14 protein-coding genes, 2 pseudogenes and 1 other annotated feature are annotated in these 17,054 nt (G+C 63.7%); of the genes and pseudogenes, 5 read left to right on the top strand and 11 right to left on the bottom strand.

Features of this window, described 5'->3' with window-relative positions; genetic code table 11:
• Positions 1–73 precede the first annotated feature (73 nt).
• On the top strand, positions 74–778 hold the full coding sequence (locus tag V5734_RS12410; protein ID WP_347309959.1) for an IS6 family transposase: 705 nt from the start codon (positions 74–76) through the stop codon (positions 776–778).
• Between the two features lie 413 nt (positions 779–1,191).
• On the opposite strand, the gene V5734_RS12405 is transcribed toward V5734_RS12410, so the two are convergent.
• The 3 genes from V5734_RS12405 to V5734_RS12395 are packed head-to-tail and all read right to left on the bottom strand — an operon-like array spanning position 1,192 to position 3,610.
• Positions 1,192–2,853 carry a recombinase family protein gene (locus V5734_RS12405; protein WP_347309958.1) on the bottom strand — a complete coding sequence of 554 codons (1,662 nt, stop codon included), beginning with the start codon at positions 2,851–2,853 and terminating at the stop codon, positions 1,192–1,194.
• Positions 2,850–3,266 (bottom strand): DUF2924 domain-containing protein, encoded by a 417-nt coding sequence (locus tag V5734_RS12400; protein ID WP_347309957.1) that lies wholly within the window; start codon positions 3,264–3,266, stop codon positions 2,850–2,852. Before V5734_RS12400 ends, V5734_RS12405 begins: the two co-directional genes overlap by 4 nt.
• Positions 3,263–3,610 carry a DUF3489 domain-containing protein gene (locus V5734_RS12395; RefSeq protein WP_347309956.1) on the bottom strand — a complete coding sequence of 116 codons (348 nt, stop codon included), beginning with the start codon at positions 3,608–3,610 and terminating at the stop codon, positions 3,263–3,265. The genes V5734_RS12400 and V5734_RS12395 overlap by 4 nt, the downstream gene beginning before the upstream one ends.
• 164 nt (positions 3,611–3,774) lie before the next feature.
• On the opposite strand from V5734_RS12395, the gene V5734_RS12390 reads away from it, so the two are divergent.
• Positions 3,775–4,944 carry a ParB/Srx family N-terminal domain-containing protein gene (locus tag V5734_RS12390; protein WP_347309955.1) on the top strand — a complete coding sequence of 390 codons (1,170 nt, stop codon included), beginning with the start codon at positions 3,775–3,777 and terminating at the stop codon, positions 4,942–4,944.
• A gap of 117 nt (positions 4,945–5,061) precedes the next feature.
• Here V5734_RS12390 and V5734_RS12385 read toward each other — a convergent pair whose 3' ends face one another.
• From V5734_RS12385 to V5734_RS12355, 7 genes are all read right to left on the bottom strand, one after another.
• Positions 5,062–5,964: a CPBP family intramembrane glutamic endopeptidase gene (locus V5734_RS12385; RefSeq protein ID WP_347309954.1), complete on the bottom strand. Its 903-nt coding sequence runs from the start codon at positions 5,962–5,964 to the stop codon at positions 5,062–5,064.
• A gap of 19 nt (positions 5,965–5,983) precedes the next feature.
• Entirely contained in the window at positions 5,984–6,124 is a 141-nt protein-coding gene (locus tag V5734_RS12380; protein WP_347309953.1) for a hypothetical protein, read from the bottom strand.
• Positions 6,125–6,171: 47 nt separating this feature from the next.
• Positions 6,172–8,712 carry a zinc-dependent metalloprotease gene (locus tag V5734_RS12375; protein ID WP_347309952.1) on the bottom strand — a complete coding sequence of 847 codons (2,541 nt, stop codon included), beginning with the start codon at positions 8,710–8,712 and terminating at the stop codon, positions 6,172–6,174.
• 304 nt (positions 8,713–9,016) lie between these two features.
• Positions 9,017–11,029, bottom strand: a complete 2,013-nt coding sequence (locus V5734_RS12370) for an OmpA family protein (RefSeq protein ID WP_347309951.1) — start codon at positions 11,027–11,029, stop codon at positions 9,017–9,019.
• Positions 11,030–11,032: 3 nt separating this feature from the next.
• On the bottom strand, positions 11,033–11,812 hold the full coding sequence (locus V5734_RS12365) for a CPBP family intramembrane glutamic endopeptidase (RefSeq protein ID WP_347309950.1): 780 nt from the start codon (positions 11,810–11,812) through the stop codon (positions 11,033–11,035).
• 55 nt (positions 11,813–11,867) lie between these two features.
• On the bottom strand, positions 11,868–12,653 hold the full coding sequence (locus V5734_RS12360; RefSeq protein WP_347309949.1) for a CPBP family intramembrane glutamic endopeptidase: 786 nt from the start codon (positions 12,651–12,653) through the stop codon (positions 11,868–11,870).
• Between the two features lie 78 nt (positions 12,654–12,731).
• Positions 12,732–13,637: an SH3 domain-containing protein gene (locus V5734_RS12355; RefSeq protein ID WP_347309948.1), complete on the bottom strand. Its 906-nt coding sequence runs from the start codon at positions 13,635–13,637 to the stop codon at positions 12,732–12,734.
• A gap of 531 nt (positions 13,638–14,168) precedes the next feature.
• Here V5734_RS12355 and V5734_RS12350 point away from each other — a divergent pair.
• A pseudogene (locus V5734_RS12350) lies at positions 14,169–14,462 on the top strand (transposase); the annotation flags it as partial.
• Positions 14,463–14,501: 39 nt separating this feature from the next.
• On the opposite strand, the pseudogene V5734_RS12345 reads toward V5734_RS12350, so the two are convergent.
• Positions 14,502–15,675 (bottom strand): annotated as a pseudogene (locus V5734_RS12345) (IS3 family transposase).
• Positions 15,332–15,448 (bottom strand) — a sequence feature (AL1L pseudoknot). (Overlaps the previous pseudogene by 117 nt.)
• A gap of 125 nt (positions 15,676–15,800) precedes the next feature.
• Between V5734_RS12345 and V5734_RS12340 the strand changes: the two are divergent.
• The gene (locus V5734_RS12340; RefSeq protein WP_347309947.1) at positions 15,801–16,139 is read left to right on the top strand and encodes a DoxX family protein; all 339 of its coding nucleotides are present in this window, start codon (positions 15,801–15,803) and stop codon (positions 16,137–16,139) included.
• A gap of 176 nt (positions 16,140–16,315) precedes the next feature.
• Complete coding sequence (locus V5734_RS12335; protein WP_347309946.1) at positions 16,316–16,798, top strand: VOC family protein; 483 nt, start codon at positions 16,316–16,318, stop codon at positions 16,796–16,798.
• Positions 16,799–17,054 lie beyond the last annotated feature (256 nt).

Here is a 17,054-nt window from a genome sequence, read left to right as displayed (position 1 = left end):
AACGGGCCCCAACTTTTGCTCTGACAGTACTACTCAGCTTGAGGCGGGGGAGGGGGCTGGGTACCGTTCGTGGATGAAGAAATGTGACCCGTTCAAGTACTTCAAGACGAGCGAGGAGATCATCCGCCTGGCGGTGATGCTGTACGTTCGTTTCCCGCTTTCGCTTCGGAACGTCGAGGATCTGCTACACGAGCGCGGCATCGACGTCAGCCATGAGGCGGTCCGGTTCTGGTGGCATCGGTTCGGTCCGATGTTTGCATCCGAGATCCGGAAACGGCGGATCGAGGGCATGCGGTCCAGCCATTGGCGTTGGCATCTGGATGAGATGTTCGTGAAGATCAATGGTGAGCAACACTACCTGTGGCGTGCCGTCGATCACGAAGGCGAGGTTCTTGAAAGCTTCGTCACAAAGACGCGGGACAAGAAGGCCGCCCTGAAATTTCTCAGGAAAACAATGAAGAGGCATGGACGGGCCGATATCTTCGTGACGGACAAGCTTCAGTCCTATGGCGCCGCACTGAGGGATCTCGGTGCGGTCGATCGCCAGGAAACGGGCCGGTGGGAGAACAACCGGGCGGAGAACTCCCACCTGGCATTCCGACGACGCGAACGGGCGATGCTCCGCTTCCGCCAGATGCGAAGTCTGCAGAAGTTCGCCACCGTCCACGCCTCAGTCTATAACCTCTTCAACACGGAACGCAGCCTCGCCAGTCGACACCTCTTCAAGCGGAACCGCGCCGCCGCTCTCGCTGAGTGGCGCGGCCTTTGCGTGGCATAAGGGACAGGTCTGCTGTCCTTGTGGAGACGGGTTCGCATTCGTCTGGCAGCACCGCCAGCGACCCCCACAGCTTGTCTCTGTTCAGGACCCCTGGCCACAAGCTCGCGTAACAGGGGGCGTTTTCGCGGCCTTTCCGGATTCCTGGCGATGATCCCGCCCCCGTTCGGGCGCCGGGTGGCGCGGCGTGTGGCGGCGGTCTCCGCGCGGACGCAGGCAGGGTGAGTTTCGGCGTTAACAGGGAATTTTCCGCATTTTCGGCGCAAATACAGGTGTCGAGCCGGGCGTTGCGCCGGAGGCGGCCGGATTATCTTCGCAGGGACAATGGGTTATGTGCCGCGGGCGGCACTTTCCTGTTTTTCGCCGGAACAGGTGTCACAAGCGCGGTAACAGGTGCGTTTAGCTGCATGAACAGGTCAATTTGTCGACGGAACAGGTGGGTCGCACGCTGTCGGGCGGGCCACCGGAATGGGTCGCGCCGTGTCGCCTGCGGCCGGGCCGTGACCGAAGCGCCTTCTCTGCTCGGACCAGGAGGCGGGGAACGCGCCGGCCATCACCGCCGCGAGGGTCAGGTGGTGTGATTGCCGCCCTTCGAGGATCGCGCGCTGCAGATCGGGGGCAAGGAAGGCGAGACGGATGAGGCGCCGCCGGTAGGGGGTGTCGGGGGCGGCCTCGAGCGTGACGGCACCGGAGGCCTCGCGCCCGAGCATCGCATGGGCCGTGCGCAGGGCGCGAATGAGGATCGGGTCGGGCGATGTGGCATCGCTGGCGCCGCGGATGATTCTTGGGGCGCCGCGGCGCGCGCCGAGGTTCAGAGGCAGCCGAAGCCGCAGTGACCTCCGGTCGATCGGGTCCCGCTCCGCCGTCTCGCCGGGCCCGAGGTGCGGCTGCAGCCGCGCGAGGTGGCGCGCGGCCAGCAGCAGATCGACGCCCGCGGCCTGGATCTCGATGCGGGTGATAAGGGAGAGCGGGTCGTCGGTGGCGCCCGGCAGCAGGCGGTTGAGAGCAGCAGCAAGCGCCTCTTCGAGTTTTGCCGCCGGGAGGCGCCGGGGGGCCGCATCGTTCGTCCGGCGCCGGACGCCGTGCTGGAGGGGGGCGGAGACGTAGTAGCGGTAGAGCCGCCCGGATCGGCCACAGGCGAAGGTCGGCGACATCGGATCGCCGTCGGCATCGAAGATGCGTCCCGCGAGCGGAGAAAGCGCGACCCGCCGACGCGTCGCCCCGCGCCGCCGCGCATTGCCGTCGAGCCTTGCCTGCACGGCGTCGAACAGGTCCCGGTCGATGATCGCGGCATGCAGCCCGGGATAGGACGTGTCGCGATGCGGGATCTCGCCGAGATATAGGCGATTGCGCAGGAGATGGAAAAGCGCGCCGCGGCTGAAGGGCCGGCCGCCGGTGATGCGCCCGCTGCGGGCGACGCGGCGCTTCGAGTCGATGCCGTCGTCGCGGAGGCGCCGCTCCAGGGCATGGACGGAGCCAAGCTCGACATAGAGCGTGAAGATGCGGCGAACGAGATCAGCCTCCGCGGCATTGACGGCAAGCGCGCGCGAGCCGGGGGCGGGAAGATCGTAGCCGAGGGGGAGAGTGCCGCCCATCCACATGCCCTTCTTCTTGGAGGCGGCGATCTTGTCGCGGATGCGTTCGCCGGTCACTTCCCGCTCGAACTGCGCGAAGGAGAGAAGCACGTTGAGCGTCAGCCGGCCCATGCTCGAGGTGGTGTTGAAGGCCTGGGTGACGGAGACGAAGCTCACCTCGTGGCGCTCGAAGATCTCGACCATGCGGGCGAAGTCGGCAAGCGAGCGGGTGAGGCGGTCGATCTTGTAGACGAGGACGATGTCGATCCTGCCTGCGGCGATGTCGGCGAGGAGGTGCTGCAGGGCCGGTCGCTCCATGGTGCCGCCGGACTGTCCGCCATCGTCGTAGCGCGCGGAGAGCGCCGACCATCCCTCGCCGGACTGGCTCCTGACATAGGCCGCGCAGGCCTCGCGCTGCGCGTCGAGCGAGTTGAAGGCCTGGTCGAGCCCGTCGTCGGAGCTCTTGCGGGTATAGAGGGCGCAGCGTTTGCGGGCCGGCTTCATGATGTCGCGTCGCGCAGGCCGAAGAAGCGCGGCCCGTTCCACCGCGTGCCGGTGACGCCCCTGGCGACGGCGGAGAGGCTGGGATAGATCTCGCCCTCCCACCGAAACCCGTCGGGCTCGACCACGACCTCGATGCGCCGTCCCTGCCAGGTGCGGCTGAGGATGGCGCCGAGGCCGAAGCGACGGCCTTCGGGTTCCACCGGCCCGCGCCGGGCGAGCCGGGCCTTCGTCTCGCGGTCGAGCCCGCCGAGGGCCGCGGTCTGCACGCGCCAGGCGACGAGGAGCCGCAGGAGCTCGACCGAGCGCAGCTTCGGCGGCGAGCCGAACCGGGCCCTCCAGAGGGCCCGGAGATCCTCGAGGCCCGCGCCGTCAAGCGCGCGGATCTCGGCATCGAGCGCGTCGCGGCGGCTCATGCCGGGTCCCCGATGCGGTAGCGGCGCGTGCCGTCGGCCGTCGCGGCGGCAATGGCATGGCCCTTGCGCTTCAAGGCGCCGGCCAGGGCGCCGCGCACCGAATGGGCCTGCCAGCGGGTGGCCTCGCAGAGCTCCGCGAGCGTGGCGCCCTGCGGACGGCGGAGAAGGGTGACGAGCTGATCGAGCCTGGTCACGCGGAGGGGCGTCTCCTGACCGGTCCGCGCGGGCGCGTCGGCACCTGTGTGCGTGTCCTGCGCCCCGGGTGCAGCTTTATCGGAATGTTGCGCGCCAGGCTGCGTCGCGGCGGGAACCTGATCGGAGGATAGTGTGGTGGTTCGGGTCATGGGTCTGTCCTCGGTTTGCCGGGCGGAGCATCCGCCCTCACCGGGACAGGCCCGGAAGCCGGGCCGTGGACCCAGCAATGCTCGGATGCGGCGGCAAGTCCAGTCTTTGCCGAAACACGCAAAAACACTTTATCCGCCGCAAACGTTCGCCTTATGTTCTCCACATGAGCAGCACAGAGCAATTGGCAGTCGCCCCCGCATCCACCCCGCTCGCCGTGACCTACCGGCGCCCGGACGACCTTCACCCCGATCCGCGCAATGCGCGCACCCATTCGAAGCGGCAGATCGAGCAGATCAGGGCCTCGATCGCCGCCTTCGGCTTCACCAACCCGATCCTCGCCGATCCGGGCGGCACCATCATTGCCGGGCATGGCCGGTGTCTCGCGGCCAAGGCGATGGGACTCGTGTCGGTCCCGGTGATCGTGCTCGCGGGACTGTCGGAGGCGCAGATCCGGGCGCTCCGGCTGGCCGACAACAAGATCGCGCTCAATGCCGGCTGGGATCTCGAGATCCTGCAGATGGAGCTGGCCGAGCTTGCCGCGATCGATGTCGAGATCGATGCGACGCTGACGGGCTTTTCCACCGGCGACATCGACGTGATCCTCTCGGGCGCCGACGATCCCGACGACGAGGTGATCCCCGCGGTGCGGGTGACGCCGCGCTCGAAACCCGGCGACATCCGGATCCTCGGGGATCACCGCATCGGCTGTGGCGATGGTCGTGACCCGGCCTTCCTGGCCCGGGTGCTCGGCGCGGAGGCACGGGTCGGCCGCCTTCCTCGATCCGCCCACAACGTGCGGATCAGCGGCCATGCCAATGCGAAGGGTCGTCACCGGGAGTTCGCCATGGCTTCGGGCGAGATGAGCAAGACCGCGTTCCGGACCTTCCTGTCGGACACGCTCGGCGCCGCGGCGCGCGTCTCGCGCGCGGGCGCGGTGCACTTCGTCTGCATGGACTGGCGCCACATGGATGACGTCTCGGCGGTTGGCCGCGAGATCTACGGAGATCTTTTGAACCTCTGCATCTGGAACAAGTCGAATGCCGGGATGAACGTATACGTTCACGGTTCAGATCCTGCTCTCGCAACAAACGATTTTTGCGAAACATCCGCCGACACCGCCGCAGGGGTTTTGCATTTCCAGACCCATTCCGCAGAGATCGTCTGTTGCGCCCTCCCGCAACCAACAATCCCTGCGATAGCGGGTTGTCCAAAGCCTCGGCCTCCGAAAGGAAGTTGGGGTTCTTCTTCCACGTGTTGTAAACCGCAGGATCCCATGGTGGTCGCCGCGCACAACGGAAAGACGCCCTACGAAACTCTCAGAGAGACGTTATGATCAACCCAACCGGTGTCTCGCCAGATCTCTCAGGTTACAATCCAGTGGCACGTATCAAGTCCTCTTTCATTCGACCGCTGGCGATCGGGCATCCTTTCCAGCAAACATTTCAGCCGGTCAGATCGCCGATTGACTGTCTCCGCCGCTTCGAGCGGCCTCGCGCCGGCCCACCAAGTAAGTGATGAACACCGCGATCAGGACATAAGAGACGGCTTGCGTCACCAGGCTCTGCCCCAGCGACGGGCGTCCGTCGCTGAACATGAAGGCGGTCCCGGCAGCCGGCCCCGTGGCCGTGCCGGCATTCACCTTGATGAACTCGCTCAGGGCGAAGTTGTTGAACCAGTGCCAGCCCATCGGCATCCACAGCGATCCGGTCCGAAACACCATCCAGCCGAAAAGCAATGCCGGCAGCGCGAAGGCGATCAGGCCCCACCAGGGCCACTCGTTCAACAGCACGTTGGGATAATGCGGCAGGGCAAAGGCCAGCGCGGTGACCACGACGATCGCCACGGGGCTGGCCGTGAAGCTGCGGACCGCCTGCATGCCATAGCCGCGAAAGATGATCTCCTCCGCGGTTGTCTGCATGAAGACCTTCGGAATCGCGACCAGGAAGACCGGCAAATAGGTCGCCCAGTGCGGCGCACCGAACGAGATCGGCACGCCAAGCACCAGGCCGTAATAGAGCCAGGTCACAATCGTGACGATCAGCGCCGCCAGAATCCCCATCCCGAAATTCCACGCCTCGATTCTTGGCTTGGTGCCCACGATGCTCCACCAGGGCCGCTTGTGGACCAGCCACACCCAGAGGAATGGAATGAGGAGCATCGGAAGCAGGACCAGCATCGCGGCCAGCCTGGCCACTGCCGGTGGCCACGTGGTGTAGTCGCCCATCAGGGTTATCGGAAGGAAGAACAGTGCCCCGCCGTAGTGCATCATCACGATCAGGAACACGAACCCGAAGGCGTAAAGCCACTTGTTCGACCGGCCCTCAAAGACCCAGTTCAGAAACTGTTGCGCCATGGTGTTTTCCTTCCGAAATTCAGGTTGGCGGTGCGCTGTCTTCGCGCGAGGGACTGGCGATCACGCCTTTCCGGATAAGCAATTCCATTATCAGCACGATCACCGTTTCCTTGATGATCGAATAAAGGGTCGTGCCGCCGAGCGGACTGGACGTAATCACGATTGGCGCCGCCGTGTGGATCTACCTGTCCTCGATTGTACCGATCCTCACTGCACCAGTTGCCGCGCGCGGGCTGCCATCGACAGGAAGTGGTATCGGTCGTCAGGATTGGCCGCTCGAGCCGCCGCAGTGTCCAGTCTCTTAGCAAGATTCGGAAGCATCTCGCGCGCCCAGGCTGGAAATACGGTCTCGCCGTTCGAAGCGGTGATGCTCGCCGCGAAGGGATAGGTCACGCCCGCTCCGGTCGCGAAGTCCTGCCTGGCCTTGACCCTCTCGGCGCGGTCCATCGCCTTCTCCTCTGCGAAGATCATCGCGAGCCGGTCCAGATAGGCGCGCTGCAGGCTGCGCCGCCAGTTCGGCGCCATCGAAAGATCGCCCCAGATCGCCTCGTAGGTGTCGTTTGCGAAATCGAGCGGCCCATAGGCATCGGGATCGGCGGCCTTCTGGTTCTGAAGCAGCGGCAACTTCTTGATGCCGGAGGGGAAGGCCCGGTTCGGCTTGACCTCGAACAACTTGTCCACAAGCGATGCCTGCAAGTCCGAGATGGCCTCGGTGCCGCCGAACACTGCGATCCGGTCGACGAGGTCCGGCGTCAGATAGACGTTCAGACTACGCGCGCCCTCACCCATGAGGTACTGGATGGCCGCGCGCTGCTGGTCGGCGGGAACCAGTTTCTTGTGCGGGCCTTCCGTGGCCCACGGATAGGCCTCGACCCCGCCGATGAGCCTGGTCACCGAGTCCAGAAACATCACGTGGAAATTCTGGATCGCGTCGTAGGCGCCGGCCAGTTCGGCGTCGTCGCCCTGCGTGGCCTGAGCCAGACGTTCGACCGAGCGGACGAAGTTGGCAACGCCAAGGCGGGTCGCTTCCACGCGATCCGAACCGGTGCTTTCCATCAGGACCCGCGGATCGGCGCTCCAGAGTTCCAACTCGCCGCCGAGTTCCCCCGCGGCCCAGAGGAGCCGGCGGTCCTTCTGCGCCTCGTCGGTGAAGGCGGAAAGCGCGTCAGGGTTGTCGAAATCCCCATAACCCCACTTGATTGCGAAGTAGTCGTAGGGGCCCGGATCGGGCATGAACTTCGTGATTCCATCGCCGGGCTGGGCGGCCTGGTTCCAACGGCCGTAAGACATGAGCGATGTCGTCGCTCCGGAGAGCGCGTTCGCGAATGCCGGGTCGCGCAGTTGCTCCACGGAGTAGGCGGTGGAGGCCATGTGGTTGTGCCTGAGCCCGATGGCGTGGCCAACCTCGTGGGCGACGGCGTATTGAAGAAGGCGCCCCTGATACGCCTCGCTGAGCGGGAGCGACGTCACATTGCTGTCGAGCGACGCATGAACGCCGTAGTAGTAGCGGCTGAAGACCGTGATGACGCCCGGCCAGACCTCGACATGGGACGACAGGATCTCGCCCGAACGCGGATCAACGATATGCGGTCCCGTCGCGTTCTGTGTCGGGCGGGCAAGCCAACGGATGGTGCTGTGGCGTACATCCTCGGGCGTCCAGTCCGGGTCGTCGGTGAAGGACGGAGCATCGCGGGCGACAATGGCGTTGGAAAAGCCCGCCGCCTCGAACACGGGCTGCCAGCTTTCAACGGCCGCCTTCAGATAGGGCCGCCAGCGATCGGGCACTTCGCGGCCGATGTAGAAGACGATCGGTTGCACCGGATCACTGACCGCCGCGTCAGGGACCTTCTTCTCCAGCCGGTAGCGCATGATGAGGCTGTGCGCCTGGGCGAGGCGCCCGGACTCTTCATAGGTCGTATAGGTGGAGTCCTGATCCGTCACACCGGCGCCGGTGCGGAAGAAACCGACCCTCCGATCGAACTGGCGCGACTCCATCGGTTTCTCGGGAAGCATGACCAGTGAGTGGCTGACACGCATGGAGATGTTATGCGGCGCGGCAATCGGGTCGCTCGACTTGGCGATGAATGTCAGGTGCGTCCGGACGTTGAAGTTCTCGGGAAAGACGCGGACGCTGGTAATGTAGGATGCATCGGGCAGGACCTGCACGGGCACCAACCCCGCCGCCGCGACCTGCGAGCGTGCCGACATGAAGTCGATGTCACTGGAGAAGAGCGCGGTCACGTCCACCAGGACACGTCCGTCCTCAGCTGTCGCCACAACCGGAAGGATGGCCGCGACCGGTGGCTCATTCGAGCGGCGCACAGAAATTGCAATCGGGCTTATTTCGGCACCGGTCTCCTGTCCGGGCTCCGGCGCCTGACGATCGCCGATGCGATTGCCGAGGCTGGCGGTCAGATTGCGGATGAAGACCTTTTCGTCGTGCTGTTCGAACTGTACGACCGAACCGCCAAGCCAGAGGTGGCCGTCGACGCCCGTCGGCACTGTGACGGTCTCGGAATACCAAAGAAACATTCGTTCGAACGCCTCCTTGGGCAGGACCAGCAGGGTCTTCCCAGCTTTCGAGTAGGCGGAAACCACGCCCTCGCCGGCCAGTTCCGCATCGGTGAGCGAAGTCTCGATCGTGGCGGGCGCCGCGTCGTTGGCGGCTTCCTGGGCGCCGGCAGAGACAGCGACGATAGCGCCGAAGAGAAGGCTTATGATAGCGACTGTTAGCTTGAGCGGTTTCATTGGGTCCTCCCCGGAAGACAGAATTTTCTACAAAGCAGCCATTTGACGTGTTCCCAACCAGTGCAGGAGCCCTGGCAACCACGGCTGGATCGGCGATTCTCACCAGCGGAGAACCGTGCCCGGGACAGTGGCGGCTTTGGGCCGGCGCGCTCATGGGCATCGGCAACCTGCGCCTTTCGGAGCTCGCGAAGCATCCGATCGGTGCTCGGCCCGAAGATGCCGTCCGCGCCGATCCCGAGCTCGTCCCGGAACCATGTGACAGGTGCGCCACTCATTCCCTTCCCCAGTGTCGCATGCCGCATGATCAACAGTCCTGTGCCGGCAGCATGGTAACTTCTGAATAGCGCCCGTCCGCCGTGCGGATACGCGCGCAGGCGCCGGTGTCACGGTTGAACCAGTAGGTGGTCAGACCCTCGCTGCGGGTCGCCTCGTAGCCTAGTGCCTGCAGACCCATCTCGGCCTGTCCGGCACGCGCGCCCTCGAAATCGGTCACATCGGTCGGGCTCCCGATTGTCGGCATGCCATCGCCTCGTGATTCGGGCCGCCGGGGGATGGAGATCAGGGACCAGCCATCGAATGCAGCGACCTCCTGGCCACCGAGGTTGGACGAGAAGAGGTCCGCATCGACGCTTGGTGGGCACGCGACCAAGTCAGCGGAATCGTCAAGGAAATCCCGGGTGAAGTCGCTCTCGCCAGCGCGCGTACACGGGTCACCGGCACCGGGATATCCGTCACCGAACAGAGCAAGCTGTTCCGGCGCGTCCATGTTCGAATCGTTGCCTGATACTGCGGGGGCCGAACTCGCCGCCATCTCCATGCCCAGCAGTGGAGTGATCCTTCGGACCGTCACTCTCCGGTTCGCGCGTTCATCGGTGTCGACCGGAACCTTCAGATACCGCTCGCCGTACCCCTGGACGACAAGGTTCTCCGACGGGATATCGGAATACTCACTCAGAGCGAGCGCGAGCGACTCCGCCCGGCGGTCCGAGAGCGTCAGGTTTGCAACCGCGCTGCCGACCGCGTCGGTGTGGCCTTCGATCAGGAAGACTTCCCACGGCCGCTGGTCGACCGCCGCCTTCATCGCACTGCCAAGCCGAACCAGCTTCTGCGCCTCAGACGTCCGGATGGCGGCAGAGTTCGTATCGAAGGTGATCGTTTCGAGATCGATCACCGGAACAAGTTCCCGCACCGCCCGGATGTTCCGGATCTGTCTCAGCGAGAACCGGCGCCCGATATCCGCCTGTATGTCTGCCGCTAGGGCCTCTCCCAGCGAAGCGTCATCCTGCGAGTAGTCCACGCTGGACGAGCGTGTAAGCGGGAGCTTCTCAACGACGACAGGATCGAACTCGGACGTGTCATCGAACAGGACGATCTCCATTCCGGATGGCAGAACGCGGGTCCTGCGAAGTACGAGCCCTCGTGCGTCCCTGACCGTTCGCACGATCGACCCGTCGGATTTGGTGATTTCCGAGACCGTTGATCCATCCGTATAAGTCCGCGTCGACACCTCGTCGCCGGGACGCCGAAGCAGCACGTCGTCATCCCTCAAAACGTAGAGAGATCCGTCGGCGCGTTGGACCACCACGCGATCACCGGTGTTCTGTACGATTCTGCTGTCGTCGATCAGCTCTCCGACAACCGCTGCGCCGATGCCGGCCAGCAGCAGCTTCTGCAGGGGCGAAAGCGCGTCGTCGGCCGACGCCGAAGGGAATTCGTCCTCACTTGAGCGCGTGTTTTCCTCCGTCATGGTCGTAACTTCGACTTGGCCGTCGTCCGCGCCTTCGTCCCCCTCTGCCGCGGCAACCGGAGGATTGTCCGCCAGCTTCTCGGCCGCGGTCGCCTCCACGGACGCTGCCTCTTCGGTCAGTCCGGTGTCTTCAGAAAGGATCGTTTCGGGTTCTTCAATATCTAGGGCCTCAGATGCGGCATCCGCCGCTTCGCCAGTTTCCTTCTGCTCCTGAGCCTCCGGTTCTGCGGTGGCTTGTGTTTCGCTCTCCGCGGTTTCACCTTCGACTGCGGTCGCGCCTCCATCCTCGGCGGAAGAGGCGGCCGCAGGCTCCAGCGGTGACTCATCGGCCTCTGCAGCTACCTCGCCGTCGCGGGCATCTGATCCGGTAGTCTCTGTCGCTTCGGCTTCATCGGACGACGTCTTGTCAGAGTCGTCTTGCCCAGGCTCAGGCGGCGATTCAGTAACCACGCATGTCGGATCGTCTGACGGGTCACAATCCGCGGCCGTTTCCTGCGACAAAGCTGCGACCGGGACAAACAATGACAGGACGAGAACAAGGGATAGATCTCGATTGGACGGATTTGGCATGTGTCACTCCTCCGAAAGTAGTTGGTCGCCCCGGACTTGGCGAATTCGGCCCGCGCGGAGCAAGATGATCGCTGCAACCAAGGCAACGACATAGGAGCCAAACTGGAAAATCGGTGCGACGATCGGCACGTCTGTGCCAGAGGCTTGACGTGTGAAGGCCGCGAAATCCCAGGCGCCATGCATGACCATGGGTACGAGGATCGTTCCGGAGACCCGCCGCAGAGCATAAAAACCTAAACCCGCCAGCGTGGCGAAGGCGACCTGAACCACCCCCCCGGCCAATCCGATTCCGAAGAGCGCATTGGGCAGGTGCAAAAGCCCGAACAAGAACGACGACAGGACGCAGACCCAAGCTTCCGAGCGCAACGAGCCACGCAGCGACACGACGAGTATGCCGCGCGTCAGGGCCTCCTCGTTGAAGCCGACCAGAATGCCTGCCAGCGCGATCAGGGCGATGTGGTCTGCGGTCAACGCCGACCAGTCGGTCGCAACAAGCCCGATTGCGATCATGCAGGCCATGACCGCCAGCACTGCCCACATCGTCCATGCCGGCCCGGCGCCCCTTTGTTCGAACAGGATTGCTTTCCACCAGCCGAGCCAGCTGATCGCGGGCACCAGTACGATCGCGCCGAGGATCAGGGGGAGATCGAGGCTGCGGAAAACGACCTCGTGGCCCACGAGGTTGGTGTAGTCCGCGCCGACCACGGCCCACGTCCCGACAAATACGATGAGGTAGGTCACGTAGACCGCGACACCGATCATCCAAAAGGGCTTCTTCCGCATGGAGTCCTGTCCTTCCCAGGAATGCAGGTCTGGTATTTGGGCTCTATGTTCGTGCTCATTTGGTCGCGGCCATTGCAGAACCGAGGATCGACACCCCGAAGAACATCCAGTCGTTCAGAATATGCGCGCCCGCCGAGACGGCCAGGCTCTTGGTCATGATGTAGGGTAGAAGCAGCACGATCCGCGCCACGCCGACACCAAGCAACGCTTGCAGCAGATTCCAGTTGTACGTCGGCAGGTGTTCGACCGCGAACAGCGCCGCTACGATCAGCGCGGCGACGATGATTGCCCGTTTCCGCCTCATGCCGCCTCGACCGCAGAGCCAGTACATCAGCGCCAGGAACGGCAGAATCGACATGACTTCCTCGCCGACCAGCTGAACGCCGGTTTGCGCGAAGAACAGGAGCAGGTCGCTCCCGGCCAGTTGGCTTGCGCCGGCCACCGCCTTGTTTGCGGTCGTCTCGATCAGCCGGGTCATGATCGTCCCGGTCACCAGGGTGACAAGGAGGTTAAGGATCGCAAAGCCGATCATCCACAGGAAATCGATGGCCCGGATCGGACGAAACAGAGCGCGCCAGTGCTGCCCAGCCACAAGCGACAGAACAGCCAGCGGCATCGCGACATAGAGGAACACGACGACGAACCTCGCGGGGCCTGCCGACACCAGCCCAGGCCCGTACAATAGTTCGAGAAATCCCAGTGCCACCGCGAGCAGGACCAGCAGCCAGGCGCCGGTCGACAGCCACACCGGCTGACCGCGGTAAAAGGGGAAGTCGTCGTCCGGCCGTTCAAGCCAGTTGAAGCGCTCGGCATCGTTCGAGAAGGTTGGCGTATTGCCCATCCTTGATCCTCGATTTCGAGTCCAGGGTTGCCCCGCTGGCGAGGGAACAGCCAGCGGGGCAACATCGTGCAGACCTCGTCAGAAGTGCACGTACCCGCCTTTGCCGCCGGCGCTAAAGGTGAGAACCTGATCGTGCAGGATGGCGGTGCCGCTAGCGCCGTTCGTGCAGTGAATGATCGTGCTCATCGAGCTTCGGCTGCCGGGCGCCTCGTCGAACGATCCGGTACAGGTAAATCCATCCTGCACGGCCGTCAGGATCAGGGCGTAGCTTCGACCATTCCCCGAGGTGATGCGGCCGCTCAGCAAACCGCCTTGAGTAACCCGACCCAAACCGCTCATCTTCAAAGGCGCACCACCACCGCCGCCTTCGGCCGTGCTTCCACTTTGCTCACGCATGTGACGGGTCACGGCGTCATCGGAACGGCTACGTTGCGCCCGCGTGCAACTACCGCCTGCCTGAATGCGATTGCCGAGAGAGTTGTACAGCATCGTGCAGCCCGACCCCCACCGCACCTCGATCTCTCCGGTGCTGCGGGTGACGAGTTCCGGCACGTCTGCGGAACTGCTTCCTCCCGAGGAACCACCACCGCTGTATTCGCGCAGGAAACTGCCCTTCACCCAGCCGCGGATGGCTCCGTCGCGCGTCTCGACTCTGCACCAGCGTGAATTTCCTGACCCCTGGCAGCCAAGGTTCCGCAGAACGGCGCCATTCGGCGCGCGGGCGATCACCCGGTTCAACGTTCCCGGCCCGGAGCGGATATTCAGCGTGTCGTTGGCAGAAACGCCTGTGACTTGCCAGAAATCCGGGCCGCTCTGCACGTCGATGACGAACGCATCCGGATCCTTGTCCTGAAGCAATCCAAACAAGCTCGAAGGCACCGCAGTATGTGCAAATGCGGTGGTCCCGCCGGCGTTGGCTTGTTGGCCGGAGGCGAGACTGGACACCGTCGCCAGCGTTGCGATGACCGTAATGAGTCTGTGCATTTTCGTCCCTCCAAAGATGATGTGCTTAGATGTCCTTCGGTAGAAGCTTTGCCGCACCTGAATCCGAGCGACGCCACTCGTCACGCCTACAAATCTTCTCCTTTTCTGCGCAGACTCGGTTCGCACGACACTCAGGCGCCCTACGTGTGGAAGTATCGGGCGGCTCTACGCACTCCACTACCAAAGGCTTTACCCGTAGGTTCTAAATGTCGGTCTGGACGTCAAATTCACATTACAGGCAGGTCGCAATTCCTTAATTTAGCATTGTGATCAATGTGATCACGACGGTCAAGACTTGCAGCGGCAGCAGGACAAACTTCACATTTGTCATGCCACGCTAGCCGACGAACGGGCCTCTGACTATCCGCCAGGCGAAGCCGGTTTATCCAAATAACGAATACAGCGCTGTTATTTCGATGTTTTCACCTATCGAGAACCTCCGCTGCAACGCAACCTACCGATCGGGATGGCCTTTTTGCAGAAATCGGTTGAGGGGTTCACTGCGTGAATCCAGTGTGATAGCTGGATCGCATGAGCAGCTGGGCCCCGACGAAGTACAAGACCACGAACTGGTCGGCTTACAATGAGGCGCTGAAGCGACGCGGGTCGCTTACGGTCTGGTTTGATCCCGAGATGATATGGCGACCGCCCCCAACCGGGAAGCGTGGCCGGCAGCGAAGCTTCAGCGACGCCGCGATCCAAACGTGCCTGACGATGAAGGTGCTCTTCGGTATGCCGCCGAGGCAGACGACCGGATTCGTGCAGAGCCTCCTGCGGCTGGTCGGGCTGGACTGGACCGTGCCGGACTTCAGCACCTTGTGCCGCTGAACCGTCCCGGGTTTGCCGGAGGCTGATTTTGGTTAGTTACGCGGCCATGTCTTCAGTTTCCAGAGCCGCATAGAAGTTGGCTTCAGCTTCTGCTGGCGGGATGTTTCCGATGGGCTCGAGAAGCCGGCGGTTGTTGAACCAGTCCACCCATTCCAGCGTGGCATATTCGACGCTCTCGAAGCTGCGCCAGGGGCCGCGGCGATGGATGACTTCGGCTTTGAAGAGGCCATGATCGTCTCGGCCAAGGCATTGTCATGGCTGTCGCCCACGCTGCCGACGGAGGGCTCGATGCCAGCATCGGCCAGCCGCTCCGGGTAGCGAATAGACAGATACTGCGATCCGCGATCGCTGTGGTGGACCAGGCCCATGGCGTTCGTGGGGCGCCGATCGTGGGCAGCCTGCTCCAGTGCATCAAGGACGAAACCGGTCTGGGCTGACGTGCTGACACGCCAGCCGACGATCTTGCGGGCATAGGCATCGATGACAAAGGCGACATAGACGAACCCCTTCCAAGTGGCGACATAGGTGAAATCGCTGACCCAGAGCATGTTCGGGGCCGGAACCCGGAACTCGCGGTTCACCTTGTCCAACGGGCACGGTGCCGATCTGTCCGGGATCGTCGTTCTGTGCGGCTTGCCGCGGATGATGCCCTGGATGCCCATGTCCTTCATCAGCCTTGCCACCGTGCAACGCGCCACATCGAAACCCTCCCGAACGAGCTGCCGCCAGACCTTCCGGACGCCGTAGACCCGCCAGTTCTCTTCGAAAACGCGCCGGATCTCGGGCCGCAGGGTCTCATCGCGGCGGGCGCGGGCCGACAGGCGCGCCGGGTCGGCGCGCTTGGCCAGGTGATCATAGTAGGTGGAGGGGGCGATCGGCAGCACCGCGCAGATCGGCTCGACCCCGTGCGCATCCCTGTGCGCTTCAACAAAATCCACCATCACTTCGATCGGCGGTCGAGCTTCGCCATCGCAAAATACGCGCTCGCCTTGCGCAGGATCTCCTTCGCCTGCCGGAGCTCCCGGTTCTCCCGTTCCAGCGCCTTCATCCGTTCGGCCATGTTGCTCGGGATGCCTGCGCGCCTCCCGCTGTCGACCTCGGCCCTCTTGACCCAGTCGTTCAGCGTGTTCGCCGAACATCCGAGCTTCGCTGCGATCGACGTGATCGCCTGCCAGCGGGAGCCGCGCTGCCCTTCGCCGTCGAGAACCATCCGCACGGCGCGTTCGCGGACTTCAGGGGAAAACTTGTTCGTGGTCTTGCTCAGGATGCTCCATCCTACTCAGGAGTTGGAGCCTCCGGCAAAACCGGGGCGGTTCATGTTTCAAGTTCGCGGATATGGGCGCGACGGCCGGTTACATCGCCTCGATCAGTTTCCCGGCCCCGCTCTTCTTCGCATGGGTCGCAGCCTTCTTCGAACTTGGTCTTGCCCTTGCATTCTTCACCGGCGCATTCTTCAGCGAAGCGGCCGCAGCCTCGGTGGCCTATGTCCTGTTCCTGGCCTTGGCATTCCACGGCCTGGCCCGGTGGGAAGAAAACCCGATGGAGTTCGGCTTCTTCGTCGATCACTTCACTTTCATCGCCGGCCTGCTGTTCGCCGCTGTTCACGGACCGGGTTCCAGCCTCGCGCTCGGCTGGCGGGTCGACTGGAAAACGCTTCGCGCGAGGCGCGGCTGATATGAGCAAGATGCTCCGCTTTGGCGCGGCGCCAAGAAAGGTCCGACTGCATGGTCGGGATGCGGGCGGCACGTGCGTCCTGTAAACAGACACGATGAGAACCGGAAGCCGATACACCACGTTCCGCCTGCTGCAGCGGCTACCGGCCCATGATTCATCAACAAGGGAGAAATGACATGACTGATCTCGTGAATTGCCTGTGGTACGACCACGGCGAAGCGTCCAAAGCGGCTGAGTTCTACGCCGCGACCTTTCCCGACAGTCACGTCGACAAGGTGAACAAGGCCGCGTCTGACTATCCGGGTGGCAAGGAAGGCGATGAACTGACCGTGGAATTCACCGTGCTCGGCCGCAAGTTCGTTGGCCTCAACGGTGGCCCGATCTTCACGCCGAACGAGTCCGTCTCCTTCATGGTGATCACCGATGACCAGGAAGAGACCGACCGCTACTGGAATGCCATCGTCGCCAATGGCGGCCAAGAGAGCGCCTGCGGCTGGTGCAAGGATCGCTGGGGGCATTCCTGGCAGATCACGCCGAGGCTTCTGCTGGAGCTGACAACAGGATCGGACGGCGCCAAGGCCAAACGCGCCTTCGACGCGATGATGACGATGGGAAAGATCGACATCGCGGCGCTCGAGGCCGCTGCGGCCGCTGACTGACTCGACACGCGCGGGTCTTGCGCGCACCAGAGGGAAAATCCGATGCCCCCATTCATCACCGCCTTCGAAAGCTCGCCCGACCGCGGCGCCGGACCTCCCGCACGAGCGCAGCATCAACATCAGCCATGAACACACCCCCTTCCGGGAGGCGCCGATGGCCCGACAGAAAAGCCCTGACGCTGCTCCCGAGCGCCAACGAATGCGTCCATCCGGGACGCGCGGCGAGGGTGAGATCGGTCCGTGCGATGCGGCATCG

This window comes from Defluviimonas sp. SAOS-178_SWC, assembly GCF_039830135.1.
In the GTDB taxonomy this organism is placed as follows: domain Bacteria; phylum Pseudomonadota; class Alphaproteobacteria; order Rhodobacterales; family Rhodobacteraceae; genus Albidovulum.
Note: the sequence above shows the minus strand (reverse complement) of the source record. Positions and strands in the feature narration are given on the sequence as shown.